We start from the raw sequence: 17,336 nt of genomic DNA on the forward strand, positions 1-17,336 counted from the left end.
GTTTAAAGTACCGGATTGTTCCCTGATTTTAAAGGGTTATTAATAAAACGAGCGGCAACCGTTAATACAGCACCTACCGAAATAAGGATCGACTGTATTCCGTTTAGGAACTCTTGTTGTGTAATAAATAAAAAAATTAATATGGCCGCTGCCAATAATTTAATCGGCATATTATACTGACTCCAACCACTCTTATATGATTCCCTTAAACTTCTGTTAATAACCTCTATTTGTTTTTGTTGGTGCAAGACAAAGTGGGTAAAGCTCAAGTTAAACAAGGACAGGTATCTTTCCTTTTTGATAAGACCTTTGTTGATTAGTTCATTAACCACCCCTTCTTTGTTAAGGTTAATCATATGATCTTCTGCAATATCAAACAGTACCGACTTTTCCTGTTGGGTACAGTTATCCCATATTTTCCGATAATAATTCTTAAACGTAACATACACCACGTAAACATTGTCGTCATTGATATCGCCTTCTATTTGATTAACTGAGAAAGAGGACTTAATCGTATCGAGCTCTTCGAACTGAGAGCGCAAGTAGGCATTATTTCCCATTTCGTTATTTAACCAGTTGAGTTGCCCTTCAAAAGATTTCTGAAGAAGCTCTTTTGGAAGGGCTTGCGACAAGATTGGTGAGTACCTTACCGCAAATTCGGACAAAATATTTTGCAGGCGGTTAATGACGGCGTCAAGTTTGGCGAAATGTTTGTCATCTTCGGTACGTAAACGGTCATGTAACCCTTCTATAAAAGCACCCGGTGTTTTAAAACAGACAAAGGTGATGCTTCGCTGAAGGTTATCGTTCATTAATTTCTCCAACCTAAACACAAAGGCATCAAGCGCTTTCAAACTATCAAAAGCCCTTTCCTGACAAAACAGATATATATCTTTACCGCTTTTGTTGTAATTAACAAAATCGTTTTGTTGCGAAACCTCTTCCAGCGCAAACAATTCAGCATTATCTGTTTTTAACACATGATCGAACAATTCTTTGTCAGGTAGGCAAACCATATATCGTTTTGCCCCCTGTTTAGGAATGAATACGACTGGGTTTCCGGTAAATAAGTCCCTGGAATATTTTAACCGTGGAAACAAATAGTAACCGATTTTCGGGAAGTAAAAGGCATATAAGAGAAACGCCAGAAGCAAGCCAATTCCAAATCCATAGTACCTTTTTGGCAGGTCGAAAACGCCAAAACTTTCCATCTCCAAGGTCAAAGCTTTTTGGTAATAGGGATAACCTCCGGCCCGAACTTTTAGGAAAAGGGTTTTATCATTGATGGCATATGTATAAAGTCCATCCGCAGAGTTGGTATAATTGGGTTTAATTAAGTTGCCTCTGTCCTCAATTTTATTGTTAACAAAGTATAAGCCCGAACGAATATCGCCAAACATTTTTACATAATTTAGCGTCGACAATAAATTACCGGGTGCTCCAATTGAATCAAGATCATCGTTTTGCTCCAGGCCATGAATGATATCAAAGTATCTCCCTTTTTTATCCAACTCCCTGGTTACCGAAGGTTTGTGGCTGACCATAAACCGATTGTCCCGTTGGATGAGTTTATCCGCAACGTGACGTTGCTGATGCATAAAGTGCATTATACTTTCTTGATGATAAACAACGGTATAAACCGTAAACAAAGGCAAAAAGATAGTTGCAATACCAAGAGTGAAGATATAGGCAAAATAAATATTGAAACACCATTTTTTAGACACCTTTCCATAGTGCTTAATCCTGAATCCGATAAAAAAGAAAAGATTGAGTACAATCAGTAACAGAACCGAAATTCCCATCGACCTGGATGCCTGGTTTCCGCCCAATAAATATTCAATAAAGAAAAAAGCTACAATTTCGGTAAATAAAAACTTAGCAAAAGAAAAGAAGCTAAAATTATTATTGGATTCTCTGACTTCCCTGATATTCAATATGAGCAGGACAGCTCCTGTAAGCCCAATCAATCGTACCCAATGATTCACATAAACTTGTTCGTAAAACACCAGGGTTATGGCAATAAATATCACCAAATACAAAACGTTAACCACAATCAATCGCAGATAACTGTTTATACTATCATTTTCCGGAAAAAAATACAACAGACTATGAGGTCGATACCTGGAACTATTGCGGACTTTTTGATACCAACGATATACCAGGGCGAGTAAAAACCAAAAGGCAAAAATCAACAAGGCGCTACCCAAGATCATGTAGCCGCTTTGATGAAATATCTGGTAATAATCGTTTACGCCACACATTGTCACCAAAAACAAGCCCATATCTGCGTCTAACGGATCAATTCGCATCAATGTTGATTTCATCTTATAATCGCAGCTTATGGTGTTACTTCGCCTGCTTTTCACAACCGCCTCGAGCAGCGGGAAATGATCTGTTTCTTCAAATAAATTCTCGCGTAGGTTGTTTCTTGGGTTCTCGTGAAACCAAACCTTGCCTGTTTTATCGATGATGCAGAAGGAATAGCCATAGGGCAAAACAACATCATTCACCGTATGCATCTCGGCCGAAATACAAACGGCATATTCTGTGGTATCTATTTCCTGTGAAACCACCACCTGCGGTTTGGCGGTGTTAAGCGAAAAAATAGATTGAAAACCAAAATACTTGCCATTTTTATTAAATCTACGTGTATTCTGAATATAGTCCCTCTTACTGATATCTATACCCCATGGGCTTTCTTTCCACTCCTTACCGTTTTCCACCACGAAAACGGTCTTTTTATCCTTGGTAGACGCTGTAAAAGCCTCAAGCCATGTGGGATATGGACCGCTATCGATTTTCTGAACCACCTGCTCCTTTATTTTCCTTTGAACCATTTCATCAATGGCATTAAAACTTTCGCCGTGCGTTAAAAGATTTGCACCTTTCTTCAACTTTGTGTTACGCAACAGGTTCGTATCAGAAAGGATATTCGTAAAAGTATCCAACTGGTTGAGCATGGAACTGATTTCGTTGTCAAAAGCATCTTTAATAGATAATGAAAGGCTTTGCAAATGCTCACCATCTGCATTAATATGCGACCTGATAAATATTTTATTACTTATATAAACACTAAAAAACAATATCAGGAACATAATACCGGCAACACTAAACAATAATGTAACCAAGCTTTTTATGGTAAAAGCCTCACCAGGGGTTATGACCATTAACTTAACCACCGGAATGCTTAAAAGCAACAACACAATAAAAACGGTGATAGCGGATATTACCCCCCTATCGAACCCCCTTTTCATGGAAGCATACTTATTGTTGGGCACCAGACCTACCAAATGGCTCATTCCAACCGATTGTACCGGAACAATAAAGGCTTGGTAATCTTCGCCAGCAATATTTATTTTTACCTGGTTTTCGGAGGGGTTTGTAATTCCGTGGCCTCCGTATTGTGTTTTTTTTGCAAAAGTAAACGCGCTCAAACCTTTATCCTGAATGGAATCCTGCACCAGGCCTTTATCTTCGTCCATGATCAATTGCAAATCATTTAACGCCTCAAGTGTTTTAAAAACGATACTGTCGTTATTAAAAACAACAAAATTTTCAAATAAATCGATATTAAAGACGTCACCGAACAATTGTTCACTCCTGATATAAACAAATTCAGAGGTATCCTCTTCCCATACCTGGTAAGGAATTCCTTTTAACAAATACCAGTCTTCTTTATTGATAAGTTTGGACGGATGGGTGCGAAAAGCGGCTTCCAGTTCTTCTTTTCTTCGGAGTAACTCCTTTAAGTCGTTCGACAGTGGTGCAAATTCCTGCCTAACACTTTGCATCTGATGTTTGATGGCTAATTGTTGCTGTTTAAGATCTTCGCTGTTAAATTCAACCTGCAGCTTTAACATGTTATTTCGAATACTGTTTTTACGCCTGGTTTTATCATGGATAGCTTTGTTTATTCCTGATAACTCAATCATAATAGGCTCTTGATATTGCGCACGTATCGCCTTTTCCTTTTCCGACAAGTCACTGGCATATCTATATAACACTTTAAAAGCCTGGCGCTTCACCTTGGTTTCCTTAACATTTTGCGTGTAAATATAATACAGGGTCATTGCCAGAATAATAAACAATGACGTAGTTAACAAAATACCAAACCGTTTACTTGGTGCTTTAGCCATATCTTTAATTTATTGTACAATCACTAATTTCCCCATTCGGTAAAGACTAGTAACAGATACAAATATCTGATATATAATATGCGATGTCAAGTAATTATGTAATTATCAAAGGTTTTATTTTTATTAATGATGAAGTAGCCGGATATAAAATAATGTGCCAATTTATTTAATGGGTACTTAGGCCGTTTATTTTTAATATATTCTTTTTCTTTGGCACTGGTCTATATGGGATAGTAAAGAAAAACGTTGAACCTTTGTCCGGAGTTGAAATAAACCATACCTTACCTCCAAGATGTTCGATCGAAGCTTTTGATATGGCCAGGCCTAAACCGCTTCCTTCGTATTTTCTGGAATAACAATCATCATCGCCCTGACGGAAACAATCGAATATAATATCCTTGTACTGGGGAGAAATCCCAATACCGGTGTCCTCCACCTTAAACATTAATTCAGTATTGTCCTTGATCTGATACGATATTTTCACATAACCTTCTTGGGTAAATTTAATGGCGTTATCTATAAAAACACTCAATATCTGTGTTAGCCGGATTCTATCGGCCAAAATACAGTCCTCCCCTTCGTTCAGTTCCATGGGCATCATTAATTCAACGCCGGTTTTATGCTTCAGCTTTAAACAGAAACTCGCATAAAGCTCTTGCATTAAATCTCTTAAAGAAAACTCCGATTCCATTAAGGGGGGCTGACTCGCCATCAAGTCAGACATTTTAATATAACCATCTATTTGTTGCATTAAACGGTTTCCCGACTGTTCTATATTCTTGAAAAAGTCTTGTTTTTCTTCTTCTTTAATATCTGGTTCCAGCAGTAGGTGCGAAAAGCCAATAATGGCATTTAAGGGGGTACGTATTTCATGGCTAATATTTGCTATAAACGTAGATTTTAACCTTTCGCTCTCTTCCGCTTTATTTTTAGTAATGATCAACTCCGTGTTTTGTAATATTAATTTACGTTCTACTGCTTTCAGTTTCTTATTTATGGTATGTAAATAATTAACGGTAAACAACAACACAAAATTAAGGCAAGTACCTAGTATGGTTCCGAAGGACAGCATTATATCACAATCCACCCCTAAAATTTTTAAAGCCACAAACCGGTGTGCTATTAGAAAAAACTGAATTAAAATTGAATAGTATAAGCTAAAGGCCCAATATATCAGCAACACAGGTACTATCGAAACAATTAGCATCGCATTGCCCAATACAGGATAAATAGTATAATAAGAAGCAATGTATAAGCATAATGTCATCGTTGACAATAACTTACCCCACGCCTTTTTAGTCTTGAATATCATACTAACCGCCATAAAATTAAATAGTTTTCCAGACTCTCTCTTATAAGTAAAAATTATTACGGGTTAAATACAATAATGTTATACTTTATTATACATTTATTCCATATTATTTTTTTAACAACATTATAGTCAACAGCATACATAAATAAATATTTCTTTTAAAGCAGAGAATGAAAATTTTTTTTTCGAACATATTATTTATTTGTTCAACGCTATATTATTTAACGCTGTTACGTTTCACGATTCTTTTACCAAATAAAAAAAAAGGTGCACCAGCCAAAGCCAATGCACCTGATTTTTCAGAAATGATAATTCTCTAATATTAATTCAGTTTACTCCAGATCATAAATCCGCCGGATAAATTTTTAAGATGAGTAAAACCTTTATCTGCTAAAATCAAATACCCTAAATATCCTCTTAGCCCTTTGGCACAGTAAATATAAGTGGGTTTGGAAGGATCAATTCCATCCAAGCTATCTTTTCGTAATTGCTCCAAGGGAATATTTGTAGCATGAGCAATCTTACCGGCCATTTCCAGCTCCAATGGATCACGTACGTCGATTAAGTTATATTCTTCTTCCGGCGTATTTTCTATTAATTCTTTTAACGTTAAGGCATCCACTTCGGTATAGTTTCCGTTTAAAACGTTTGAACCTACGTAACCCGATACAATTACCGGATCTTTTGCAGGCGAAAATGGAGGTGCATAAGCCAGGTCAAGGTTTGGCAAATCGCTCATTTTAAGTTTGGCATATATGGCTGTACTCATAATATCGATACGTTTGTCAACACCTTTCTCACCAAAAACTTCACATCCTAATATAGTGCCATCTTTGGGATCATAGTACGTTTCTACAATCATATCTTTTTGATTGGGATAATAACCCGGTGTGGAACCAGCTACAATAAGGTTAACCGCAAATTCAATGTTATTTTTTGTCATGAAGGCAGGATTCATGCCTGTACGCCCCATAGTATTCTCAAACACCTTGATAATAGCCGTTTTATATCCTCCGCTAAATTCCTCGTCCCCGCCAGCGGCATTTACCCCAGCAGTACGACCTCCTTTATTGGAGTGCGTTCCCAAAGGCAAATAATCGTACTCCCCGGTTTGTGTGTTTTTTATACTGGCGCAATCCCCTGCTGCATAAATGTCGGGCAGGTTGGTCTCCATCTTTTCGTTGACTTTAACCGCACCGTTCGCGATATATTCGGCACCTTTCGATGTCAACAGGTGAGCATTAGGTTTAATACCTACGCTCATAATAACAAAGTCGGTGGATTGCGTTTCAGCATTACTGATTTGCACACCGTTTATTTTACCGTCTTCAACATCAAACTCCCTAACAAAGGTATTCGTGATCACCCTAATTCCGTGCTTTTCCAATGTGGCTTTTGCAAACTGACGAAACTTACCTTCCCACATCGGCAATATACCTTCACTACCTTCTATTAACGTTACTTCTTTCCCGGCTTCGCGAAGGTTCTCTGCCACTTCAACACCAATCAGCCCTGCTCCCATCACAGTAATGTGCTTGGCTTCCTCCAACATATCTTTTTGCATGATACGGTCGTAATCTTCCAATGTACGGCATGCCGACCAGTTTGAAGCTTGATCTAAATTTTTGATAGGTGGAATAAAGGTACTTGCCCCGGCAGTGTATACCAGTTTATCGTATCCATACTCACCCATGTTTGTTTTAACGATATGTTTTTCCGGGTCGATATCCAATACTTCTTCTTCCAGATGAACATCTATATTAAATCGGTTACGAAGCAAGTCAGCCTCTACAACGATTAAGTTATCTCTATCATTTATTACGCCTGATAGTGCATATGGGATTCCACATGTCGCATAACTAACATTCTTTGTTTTTTCAAATAATATGATTTCCGCATCTTCGTTTTGTCTGCGTGCTTTTGCTGCAGCAGATGGCCCTGCAGAAAGACCTCCAATTACAATAATTTTCTTACTCATATTTTATAAGGCGAACGATTTGAATTTATGTTTTTATGGCTGCTTTTTTGTGAGACTAACGCCATTTTTCTTTTGTTTTGTTGGCTGCATAATTGAGCCATGATAGTTTATAGGTTATCGCACGTTAGATATGTACCCTGTTAATCCCCATCCCTAAATTTGAGGTTCAGTAATTCCCCTTTGTCCAGACAAAAAAAGGGAAGAACCAACTTCATGAAAGGAAATCCTACATAATAATAGCTAATTACCGATAACTGATTACTGACTGCCTACTGCTGACCGGTTAACCTATCCACTTTTGACCAACGGCCACCGTTATACACATCAGCGATGTTATTGTTTTTCAAATAATGTGTTGCATTGGCACTTCTTATTCCAGAAGCACAACATAACACCAAGGGCATTTTCATTTTCCTTATCCTTTTCATTTTGTGTTCGATCTGATCTAACGGAATATTGATAGATCCGTCCACGTGCCCATACTTAAACTCATCGGGAGTTCGTACATCAATGATCGTAGCACCTTGTTGTATAATTTCTTTAAGCGGGTTGTTTTTACCGCCGAATAAAAAATTTAATAGTCCCATAAAAAAAGATTGTAGCTAATAGCTTGTGGCCACCGGCAGTATTGATAGTTTTAGATATTAATTGAAATTTTTCTGAAGTCTATGTTATCAGTTCTGTTCTTCCATTTCGGTCACGGTAAACCAAGGGCCACCATCGCTTACGTTGGTCATCCCGTTTTGCTGAAGAAATTGCAGCGCCGAAAAACTCCGCATCCCTGATGCGCAGCACAGAACTATCTTACCTTCAATAGCCTTTAACTCATCCAATCGCTGTACAATTTGATCGACAGGTATATTGATGGATCCTTCCACTTTACCACCTGCAAATTCTATAGGGGTACGTACGTCTATTATCGTTATTTTTTTTTCCATTTTAGTTATTTTATTCTACAAGTGTTTAAATTTGATCTGGCCATGCCAGCTTTGTTTTATGGTGACAAAAAAACAACGACAAAAAAAATTGTACAGTAACTTTTGTCACACAAGGGAAATAATTTCCACATTATTACGATGAAGTTTAATTCTACCCAGTTTCTCCAACTGCTTTAAGAGCCTGGACACCACTTCTCTTGAAGTATTCAGGTCACTGGCGATTTCCTGATGGGTAAGACTTAATATATTTTGATTTAATTCTTTAGATCGTTCCAACAGGTACCTAGACAGCCGTTCATCCATTTTCATAAAGGCAATACTGTCTATGGTCTGTAGCATTTCCTCAAAACGTATCCGATAGGCTCGAAATATAAAGTTCTTCCATGAATCATATTTCTTAATCCATTCATCCATTTTGGTGACCGGTAGCATAATTATTTCGGCTTCTTCAATAGCCGTAGCCCTTACATTGCTTTTTGCGTCTCCCATACAACAAGTTAAGCTCATGGCGCAAGTTTCTCCGCTATTCAGGTAATAAAGCAATAACTCATTACCCTCCGAATCTTCCCTTGAAATTTTTATGGTACCGTCAATCAACAACGGCATTTGCTTAATATAAGCCCCAATTTCAATGAGTTTGTCTCCCGGCAAGAACTCTATTATCCTGCCATGTTCCTGAATTTCGTCAAGCAATCCTTCTTCGTACAAGGATGGGAATTTAGCGTTAATTATTTCTTTTATGTTATGTGTCATCGGTATCGAGATTCAGGTTGCAAGATAGTAAAAGGGCTGCGAATGTGGTTCACAGCCTCTGAAATTATCGTTAAACAACTCCTATCTGGGTACCTGTAACATATTACAAGTTCCCTCTTAACTCAATCAACTTATCTACAACTCCCGGATCGGCCAAGGTAGATATATCACCTAATTCTTCCGTTTGATTGGCGGCTATCTTACGCAATATCCTGCGCATAATTTTTCCCGACCTGGTTTTAGGAAGTCCAGGAGCAATCAATATTTGATCCGGTGTTGCGATAGGGCCAATATGATGTCGAACTTCGTTTCGCAATTCACCGACCAGCTCATTGTTTGAGGTATAGCCTTCTTTCAACAGCACGTAGGCAAAGATACCTTCTCCTTTAATTTCGTGCGGGAAACCAACTACAGCCGCCTCGGCACAGAAAGGATGTGATACCAGAGCTCCTTCTATTTCTGCGGAACCAATTCTGTGACCAGAAACATTCATCACATCGTCAATTCTTCCTGTTAACCAGTAATAACCATCTTTGTCGCGCATGGCGCCATCTCCGGTAAGGTAATATCCTTTATACGAATTCAAATAGGTTTCCATAAAACGCTGATGGTCACCCTGTATGGTACGTGCCATGCTAGGCCATGGTTTTTTGATGGCCAACAAACCCGAAACATCATTGCCTTCCACCTCTTCGCCTTCGGGCGTTAGCAGCACAGGTTCTATTCCAAAGAAGGGAAGTGTGGCCGAACCCGGCTTAGTTGGTGTAGCTGCAGGTAACGGGGAAATCAGGATTCCCCCGGTCTCTGTTTGCCACCAGGTATCTACAATAGAGCACCTGCTTTCCCCAACCACTTCGTAATACCATTTCCAGGTATCAGGGTTGATGGGTTCCCCAACGGTTCCCAGAACACGGAGACTGCTCCTGTCATATTTTTTCACGAACCCGTCACCATCGCGCTGAATGGCACGAATAGCGGTTGGAGCTGTGTAAAACTGTGTGATCTTCAATCGTTCCACCATTTCCCAGTAACGGCCCGAATCGGGATAATTGGGTACACTTTCGAAAATAACCGTAGTTGCCCCGTTTACCAGTGGGCCATAAACAACGTATGAATGCCCCGTTACCCAACCTATATCGGCTACACAGGCAAAAATATCGCCCGGTTGATAATCGAATACATATTTATGTGTTAAGGCCGTATATAACAAATAACCGGCTGTTGTGTGGGCCAATCCTTTAGGTTTCCCGGTACTCCCCGAAGTGTAAAGCAAAAATAAGGTATCTTCGGAATCCATGTGCTCTATGGGACAATATGGGCGTTCCGCTTCCATGGCCTCATTTAACCAAACGTCGCGAGGTTCAAAAAATGGCACCTTACTGTCTGTTCTTTTTGCCACAAATATATGCTGAACCGTTGGACAGGCAATCACCGCTTCGTCCACGATTCTTTTCAGGGGGATAAGACGTCTGCCACGTAAGCCTTCGTTGGCAGTAATCACAGCCTTGCATTTAGCATCGTTAATCCTGTCGCGCAATGCTTCGGCACTAAATCCGGCAAATACAACCGAGTGAACAGCTCCTATACGCGCACAGGCCAGCATAGCATAAACCGCTTCCGGAATCATGGGCATATAAAGCGCCACCCTGTCCCCTTTTCTTATTCCATGGTGGCGAAGAACATTGGCCAGCCTGGAAACCTCACGCAACAACTCTTTATAGGTAACCTGTTTGCCTTCGCCCGGTTCATCTGCTTCCCAAATCAAAGCGACTTTATCCCCGTCTTCCTTGGCGTGACGGTCAACGCAATTTTCACATGCATTCAGCTTACCTCCCAGAAACCATGATATCATCCCCTCCTCGAAATCGTTGTTGCATACCTCCTCGAAGTCGTGCTGCCAACGCAATACTTTTTTTGCTTGATGTTCCCAAAAGGCCTCATTGTCATCCATACTTTCCTGATACAAGGCTTTGTACTCGTCGAGATGTGAAATTTCCGGGTTCTTGAAATATTCGTTTACGGGGTTGTAAACGTTCCTGTCGTTTTCCATAGAGGTGCGTTTTAAGGATTAATATTTATTGCGTTCTAATATTTAACAGAAAAAGTAAGATAATGTTGAAAGATTTAGAATTCAAATAATTTATTTACAGCAGGATAAAGTAAAAACAGTGTTCAACGATTAAAAGCATATTTTATTTGAGCCCATTTTTTATGCATAAAGTTTAGAATGGATCTAATTATTTAATTAGAGAAATATTTCTATATTTAACCATTAATCTATCTACAAATATATATTTATACACTTAAAATCATTGGTATGAAGAAAATCTATGTAATGACACTATTTATTGGGCTAATGTTAACGAACAAGGTGAGTGCGACTGACGGTTATTTTGGGGTTGGATATGGAGCTCAAAACAAAGGATTGGCAGGTGCAGGAATTGCCTGGTATAAAAACTCATTAATGAACGGAAATCCAGCCGGTCATGTATTTTTAGGAAAGCAATATCAAATCGGTGTTGGTTTATTTAATCCCAATCGTCAATACACAATTACAGGAACCCCTTCGGGAATGGATGGCACATTTGGACTAATGCCAGGGACTGTTGAAAGTGATTCGAAACTTTTTTTAATGCCAAGTATGGGAGCCAATTGGATGATAAATGAGCAAAGTAGCTTTTCCGCTACTGTTTTTGGTAATGGGGGAATGAACACCGATTATCCGACAAACACATTTCACGATCCGAATTCATCAACTACCGGAGTAGATTTAGCGCAGTTGTTTTTAGGATTAACCTATTCACGCAAAATAGCTGATAACCATAGTATCGGAATCACCGGTGTATTGGCATATCAATATTTTGAGGCTAACGGATTAGGTGCATTCAGCCAGATGTCGAGCAATGCAAACGCTTTAACCGGTAACGATCATGATGGGGCGTTTGGGTACGGCGTTAAAATTGGTTACTTAGGGAAAATTACAGAAAAACTGAGCTTAGGAGCAAGCTATCAAACAAAAACTATGATGAGTGAGTTTGATGATTATGCCGGTCTTTTTGCTGAACAAGGAGACTTTGATATTCCTTCAAACTGGACCATAGGACTTGCTTATGAATTAAACGATGATTGGGCTGTGATGGCAGATTATAAAATGATTAATTACACAGACGTTGCTTCTGTATCAAATCCTATGGATCCTGCAGCATTCGCTGAAGCTCCCTTAGGGTCAGATAACGGAGCTGGTTTTGGATGGGAAGATATCTCTGTGATAAAACTCGGTACCGAATTTTCCGGTATTGATAATTGGATTTTTAGAGCGGGATACTCAAACACCCAGCAACCTGTTCCTTCTTCAGAAGTAATGTTTAATATTTTAGCTCCTGGTGTGGTAGAAAATCACATCACCCTTGGTTGCTCAAAATTCCTGGGTGAATCAGGGAAAGCGCTTCATATAGCCCTGGTATATGCTCCAACATCAACTGTTAAAGGATATAACCCTATGGATTTTGATGCAACACAAGCAATGGAAGGTAATATGGTACCTAATCAAACTATTGAATTGGAAATGAATCAGTTTGAGTTAGAAATTGCATTTTCTTTTTAGTGTTCAGCGAAATGTTAGGTTTTATTTAGAATTTAACAGTCCAAATACAAATACTCAATTGTTACAAAACGATGCGTTCACTTACCAATTGTAGGTGAACGCATTTTTATATTATGTCTTTAATCTTGATTTTTTGATTGTTGAATACTCCTACTTCGTCTTTTTTCATCCCTTGTAATATTTTTCCAATGGGAGAAATCAACGAAACAGAATAAAACTCACCAGCCTGAACCAACACCTTTCCTATTGCGACAGATATAAAATATTTACCTTTATTTGTAATAACCACACTTCCAAACCCCACCTTATCACTTCTTTTATTGACATCAATTTTCGATAGCTCGTTCTTTAGTCTAAGCATGTTGTTGAGTTGAGCTTCGTTTTTACCAATCTCAATATGCATCATCGCCCTGCTGGTTTCATATTTATCGCCAACACTGCTTTTGGTATCACTGTCACGAGATTCCTTGGCCGAAGCTAATTCCGAGTTGAGCAAAGAAATTTTATTATCCAGGATTTCTTCGACCTTTTTACAAAGCTGCTTTTTTATATCAAATGGTTCGTTCATATTTTATCAATACATCTTTAACAAATGTAATGAATTAAGCGACTTTCAGAAAAATAAAAATCTTTACCCAAGTTTAAAATATCGCTTCACTGGCTTGTAATGGTGTGTTTTATCCAGTTCGAGTTTTTTTTCGGGAAGTGCCAACACGTATTCTTTGCACGATTCAGAACAGGTCCGGTGATTTTTGGAAGCGCATTCTTGGCACTGTATAAAAAGCAGGTTACATCTTACATTAGAACAATTAACATGCTTATCGCAAGGTTTGCCGCACTGATGACAACTACTGATTATATCATTGCTTATTCTTTCTCCCAAACGGTTATCAAAAACAAAATTCACCCCTTTGAACCTGCTTTCTTCCCGACTTTGATCTATTTGTCTTTTATAATCGATGATACCACCATGTAACTGGTTGACATCATTGAAACCATGATGCTTTAGATAAGCGCTTGTCTTTTCACATCTAACGCCACCTGTGCAGTACAGCAATACTTTTTCATCTTCTTTTCCTTTTAAGAGATCCAGCACCTCGGGCAATTCGTCGGAAAATGTTGCCGACCTCGGTGTAATTGCCCCTTCAAACTTACCCACTTCACTCTCATAATGATTTCGCATATCGACCACAATTGCACCATGCTCCATGGCATTGTTCCATTCTTTGGCATCTAAATGTTTGCCTACGTTGGTCACGTCAAAATCACTATCCTTTAAACCATCTGCCACAATTTTGTTTCTGACTTTAATTTGAAGTTTCAGGAATGATTTACCATCATCTTCAATGGCTATTTTAAAAGGAATATCTTTTAAGTACCGATTGTTTTGAATAATTTCCACAAACTTTTCCCAATGATGATCAGGCACATTCATTTGAGCATTAACACCTTCCCTGGCCACATATATCCTTCCCAAACAATCCAGTTCTTTCCATTTCATGTATAGCTGGTTACGTAATTGAACCGGATCATCTACGATGACATACCTGTAAAACGAAAGGGTGGTTCGTTTAAAAGTCTCATTTTCCAATTTTTTCTTTAGCGCCTCCGGGCTTAATCTATTTATCAGATTGGTGTTACCTTTATTGGGATCCATATATTATAAATTTGTGCAAATACAATAAAGATATAAAGGTCTTAAAATGGATATATAAAGGAATTACAATTCTTGCGTTTAATTTAAATAAACAGGACGTTTGGTATTCGTGATTTATTTTATACTGGAATTTTTATATAAAAAAATACCTAAAATAAAGATATACCGATGCCAACGCTACCGATACCAACATCAGCGGTATACCGACTTTCAAATACTCTTTGAAGCGCAAAGGATGATCTGTTTTTTGCGTAAATCCGGCGACAATAATATTGGCCGCAGCACCGATCAACGTCCCATTACCTCCAAAACAAGCACCCAAGGATAAGGCCCACCATAGCGAATCAATATTACCTCCTGCTGCTTCTCCCATATTTTCGATTACGGAAATCATGGTAGCGGTATAGGGAATACTATTGATAAAGGTTGTAGCTACGGCTGACATCCATAAAATCAGCTGTGATGCTTTGAGCGCTTCCCCTCCGGTGGCAACAACCATCTGATCGGCCAGATAGTTTATCACTCCTGTTTTTTCGAGACCTCCGACTATGACAAACAAACCGATAAAAAAGAATAAGGTAGGCCACTCTACTTCTTTTAATATCTCTTCAGGATCTTCTTTGGTAATCATCATCAGTAGAAACCCTCCCCCCAATGCAACGGAAGCCAAACTTACATGATGAATATGGTGGGTCATAAAAGCGCCAATAATCAACCCAAAAACAATTAAGTTTTTAATCAGGAATTTTTTATTCTTAATAGCCCGTTTCTCATCAAACGCATCCACTTTACTTGTGTCTACTTCCACAGCGTTAAGTTTTTTATAATAGATCATTCGTAACAAAGCGAAAGTAACAATGGAAACGATTAGAACGATAGGCAGATTATTGTTGATGAAATCCATAAAATCGAGATGCGTGGCTCCACCTATCATTATATTGGGCGGATCGCCAATTAAAGTGGCTGCTCCACCGATATTTGAAAATATAATTTCTGAAATCAGCAACGGCAATGGACTTATTTTAATGGTATCTGCAACTGCAAAAGTTAACGGAACGATGATAAGAACGGTTGTCACATTATCAAGAAATGCAGATAATACAGCAGTTACAATAGATAGAACCACCAATATCCTCCACGGGTTACCTCCAGTTATTTTTATACCTTTGATAGCAATATATTCAAATAACCCTGACTTACGCATGATGGCAACCGTCATCATCATGCCACAGAGCAATCCTATGGTATCAAAATCGATATATTCGACGGCCTCATCCTGACTTATTATATGAAAGGCAACAAACAGAAAACCACCTAACATGGCAGCAATGGCATTGGGTAGTTTTTCCGTGGTAATCAATGTAAAAGTCAGTATAAATACGACTAGCGCAACAACTACATGGAAAGAGTTTATTTGACTTGTTATGAGCAACAACATGTCCTAATAATTTATATCCAACGATAATGAAAGAATCTCAATTCGAGTCAACAATCCTATGAGCGTTTTACCTTCAACGACGGGTAAAATGGTTCCTTTCTGGCGGTATAATAGATCTGCCGCATACGACATTGAATCATCAGGCGATACACAAGGGTATTTTTCGTCGATAAAATCAATAATTTTATGATCCAGTTTTTTTATTAAATGGATAGTAATTTGATCCAGCCCTGCCATAAACGAAGTATCGTACATCTTTTTCATATAAGCAGGTATGGCTTCATTTAAAATATCCTGTTCACTAATACATCCCACATACTCGCCCAATTTATTTACCACCGGCAGTGCACTCAGCCGGTGCAGTTTCATCGTATTGATCACTCTTCGCAAACTGGAGTTTTCGTTTACGCAGGTAATATCTTTATGAATATATTCTTGAACTTTTTTCATAGTTTCCTTAAAATTTAACTACTTCTATATCAATTCTGGACAAATTATTCCCAATTTTATCAATATCTGATATTTCCTTATAAATATCCTCCACATCAGTTAATCCGGCCGCTGACGCAAAGCGTAATACTTCCACCTCTTTTTCACTTTTTGTATATGCATGAATAAAACCTGCTAAATACGCATCGGCATAACCCAGCATATTAACTATATTCATATCCCGAGGTCGCAACACAAAAGCCTTTGTTTGAGAGACCGCAACTACATTCTCCAATCGATGTGTAAAAATGATATATTCAGTATTCGGACATTTTTCTAATATCTCCCGTCCCGACCTAATAAATTGATCTACTCCGTCTACCCTTTTCCCAAGAATAGAATGATCTGATCTCATATCGGGATTAATTAGAAAAGGTTGCGCCTCCATTAAAACCGGCAAATATTTTGGTGATGTATGCACCATTACCCTTTTGTCCTGTTTGCGCGCCAAATCAACCATCTGAATATAAACATCTGGCAATACGCCTTGAGGTAATGATCCCGCAATAGCTATTAACTCTACTCTGGACAATAACCGTTCGTAATTCTCCATAAAAAACTCAATATCCTCTTTAGGAATCTCTTGTCCAAAATCATTAATCTCTGTTAAGGTTTCATTTTTTCTATCCAGAATGGAGATATTTGTACGGGTGGAGCCCTGAGTGAATATAAAATTTGTGGTGATACCTTCCTTTCTGATGGCATCACATAACATATGGCCGGCATGTCCGCCTGCAAAACCCGAAGCAATTACCTCATCACCCATTTTACTGAGTGTATTAGCGATATTTACCCCTTTCCCTCCGGCAGAAACCATGCTCATTTCTCCCTTTGTTAGACGATGTAGCTTATGGACTTCAAAAGAATCAACAACAAGTATTTTATCGATGGCCGGGTTTAAAGTAACTGTTAACACCATAACTCAATCTTTTTTGATTAAAAGCAACGTATCGAGAAAAAACAAACACTTACTTAAGGTATGAAAATGAAGTGGTTAATAAAAGAAAAGAAACGTTTTTTATCGAGAAGAA

13 protein-coding genes are annotated in these 17,336 nt (G+C 38.5%); 1 reads left to right on the plus strand and 12 read right to left on the minus strand.

Features of this window, described 5'->3' with window-relative positions; genetic code table 11:
- Positions 1-2: 2 nt before the first annotated feature.
- The 7 genes from ACT29I_RS16265 to acs form a co-directional block, all read right to left on the minus strand.
- Positions 3-4,136, minus strand: a complete 4,134-nt coding sequence (locus ACT29I_RS16265) for a hypothetical protein (protein WP_444793933.1) — start codon at positions 4,134-4,136, stop codon at positions 3-5.
- A 166-nt stretch (positions 4,137-4,302) separates the two neighbouring features.
- Positions 4,303-5,448, minus strand: a complete 1,146-nt coding sequence (locus tag ACT29I_RS16270) for a sensor histidine kinase (RefSeq protein ID WP_430932726.1) — start codon at positions 5,446-5,448, stop codon at positions 4,303-4,305.
- Positions 5,449-5,770: 322 nt separating this feature from the next.
- Positions 5,771-7,426, minus strand: a complete 1,656-nt coding sequence (locus ACT29I_RS16275) for an FAD-dependent oxidoreductase (RefSeq protein ID WP_430932725.1) — start codon at positions 7,424-7,426, stop codon at positions 5,771-5,773.
- A gap of 269 nt (positions 7,427-7,695) precedes the next feature.
- Positions 7,696-8,013, minus strand: a complete 318-nt coding sequence (locus ACT29I_RS16280) for a rhodanese-like domain-containing protein (protein ID WP_430932724.1) — start codon at positions 8,011-8,013, stop codon at positions 7,696-7,698.
- A gap of 87 nt (positions 8,014-8,100) precedes the next feature.
- Positions 8,101-8,364 carry a rhodanese-like domain-containing protein gene (locus ACT29I_RS16285; RefSeq protein WP_430932723.1) on the minus strand — a complete coding sequence of 88 codons (264 nt, stop codon included), beginning with the start codon at positions 8,362-8,364 and terminating at the stop codon, positions 8,101-8,103.
- 105 nt (positions 8,365-8,469) lie between these two features.
- Positions 8,470-9,117 carry a Crp/Fnr family transcriptional regulator gene (locus ACT29I_RS16290; RefSeq protein WP_430932722.1) on the minus strand — a complete coding sequence of 216 codons (648 nt, stop codon included), beginning with the start codon at positions 9,115-9,117 and terminating at the stop codon, positions 8,470-8,472.
- Between the two features lie 103 nt (positions 9,118-9,220).
- Entirely contained in the window at positions 9,221-11,167 is a 1,947-nt protein-coding gene (acs, locus tag ACT29I_RS16295; RefSeq protein WP_430932721.1) for an acetate--CoA ligase, read from the minus strand.
- Positions 11,168-11,434: 267 nt separating this feature from the next.
- On the opposite strand from acs, the gene ACT29I_RS16300 reads away from it, so the two are divergent.
- Positions 11,435-12,721, plus strand: coding sequence for an OmpP1/FadL family transporter (locus ACT29I_RS16300; RefSeq protein ID WP_444793934.1), 1,287 nt, complete (start codon positions 11,435-11,437; stop codon positions 12,719-12,721).
- A 106-nt stretch (positions 12,722-12,827) separates the two neighbouring features.
- Here ACT29I_RS16300 and ACT29I_RS16305 read toward each other — a convergent pair whose 3' ends face one another.
- From ACT29I_RS16305 to ACT29I_RS16325, 5 genes are all read right to left on the minus strand, one after another.
- Positions 12,828-13,289 (minus strand): hypothetical protein, encoded by a 462-nt coding sequence (locus ACT29I_RS16305; RefSeq protein ID WP_444793935.1) that lies wholly within the window; start codon positions 13,287-13,289, stop codon positions 12,828-12,830.
- A 63-nt stretch (positions 13,290-13,352) separates the two neighbouring features.
- Positions 13,353-14,378: an oxygen-dependent tRNA uridine(34) hydroxylase TrhO gene (gene trhO, locus ACT29I_RS16310; RefSeq protein WP_430932718.1), complete on the minus strand. Its 1,026-nt coding sequence runs from the start codon at positions 14,376-14,378 to the stop codon at positions 13,353-13,355.
- Between the two features lie 133 nt (positions 14,379-14,511).
- Positions 14,512-15,816, minus strand: coding sequence for an ArsB/NhaD family transporter (locus ACT29I_RS16315; RefSeq protein WP_430932717.1), 1,305 nt, complete (start codon positions 15,814-15,816; stop codon positions 14,512-14,514).
- Positions 15,817-15,819: 3 nt separating this feature from the next.
- Positions 15,820-16,266 carry a CBS domain-containing protein gene (locus ACT29I_RS16320; RefSeq protein WP_430932716.1) on the minus strand — a complete coding sequence of 149 codons (447 nt, stop codon included), beginning with the start codon at positions 16,264-16,266 and terminating at the stop codon, positions 15,820-15,822.
- A 7-nt stretch (positions 16,267-16,273) separates the two neighbouring features.
- Positions 16,274-17,224, minus strand: a complete 951-nt coding sequence (locus ACT29I_RS16325) for a 1-phosphofructokinase family hexose kinase (protein WP_444793936.1) — start codon at positions 17,222-17,224, stop codon at positions 16,274-16,276.
- Positions 17,225-17,336: the final 112 nt, after the last annotated feature.

Source organism: Saccharicrinis sp. GN24d3 (assembly GCF_052400645.1).
In the GTDB taxonomy this organism is placed as follows: Bacteria; Bacteroidota; Bacteroidia; order Bacteroidales; family Marinilabiliaceae; genus Saccharicrinis.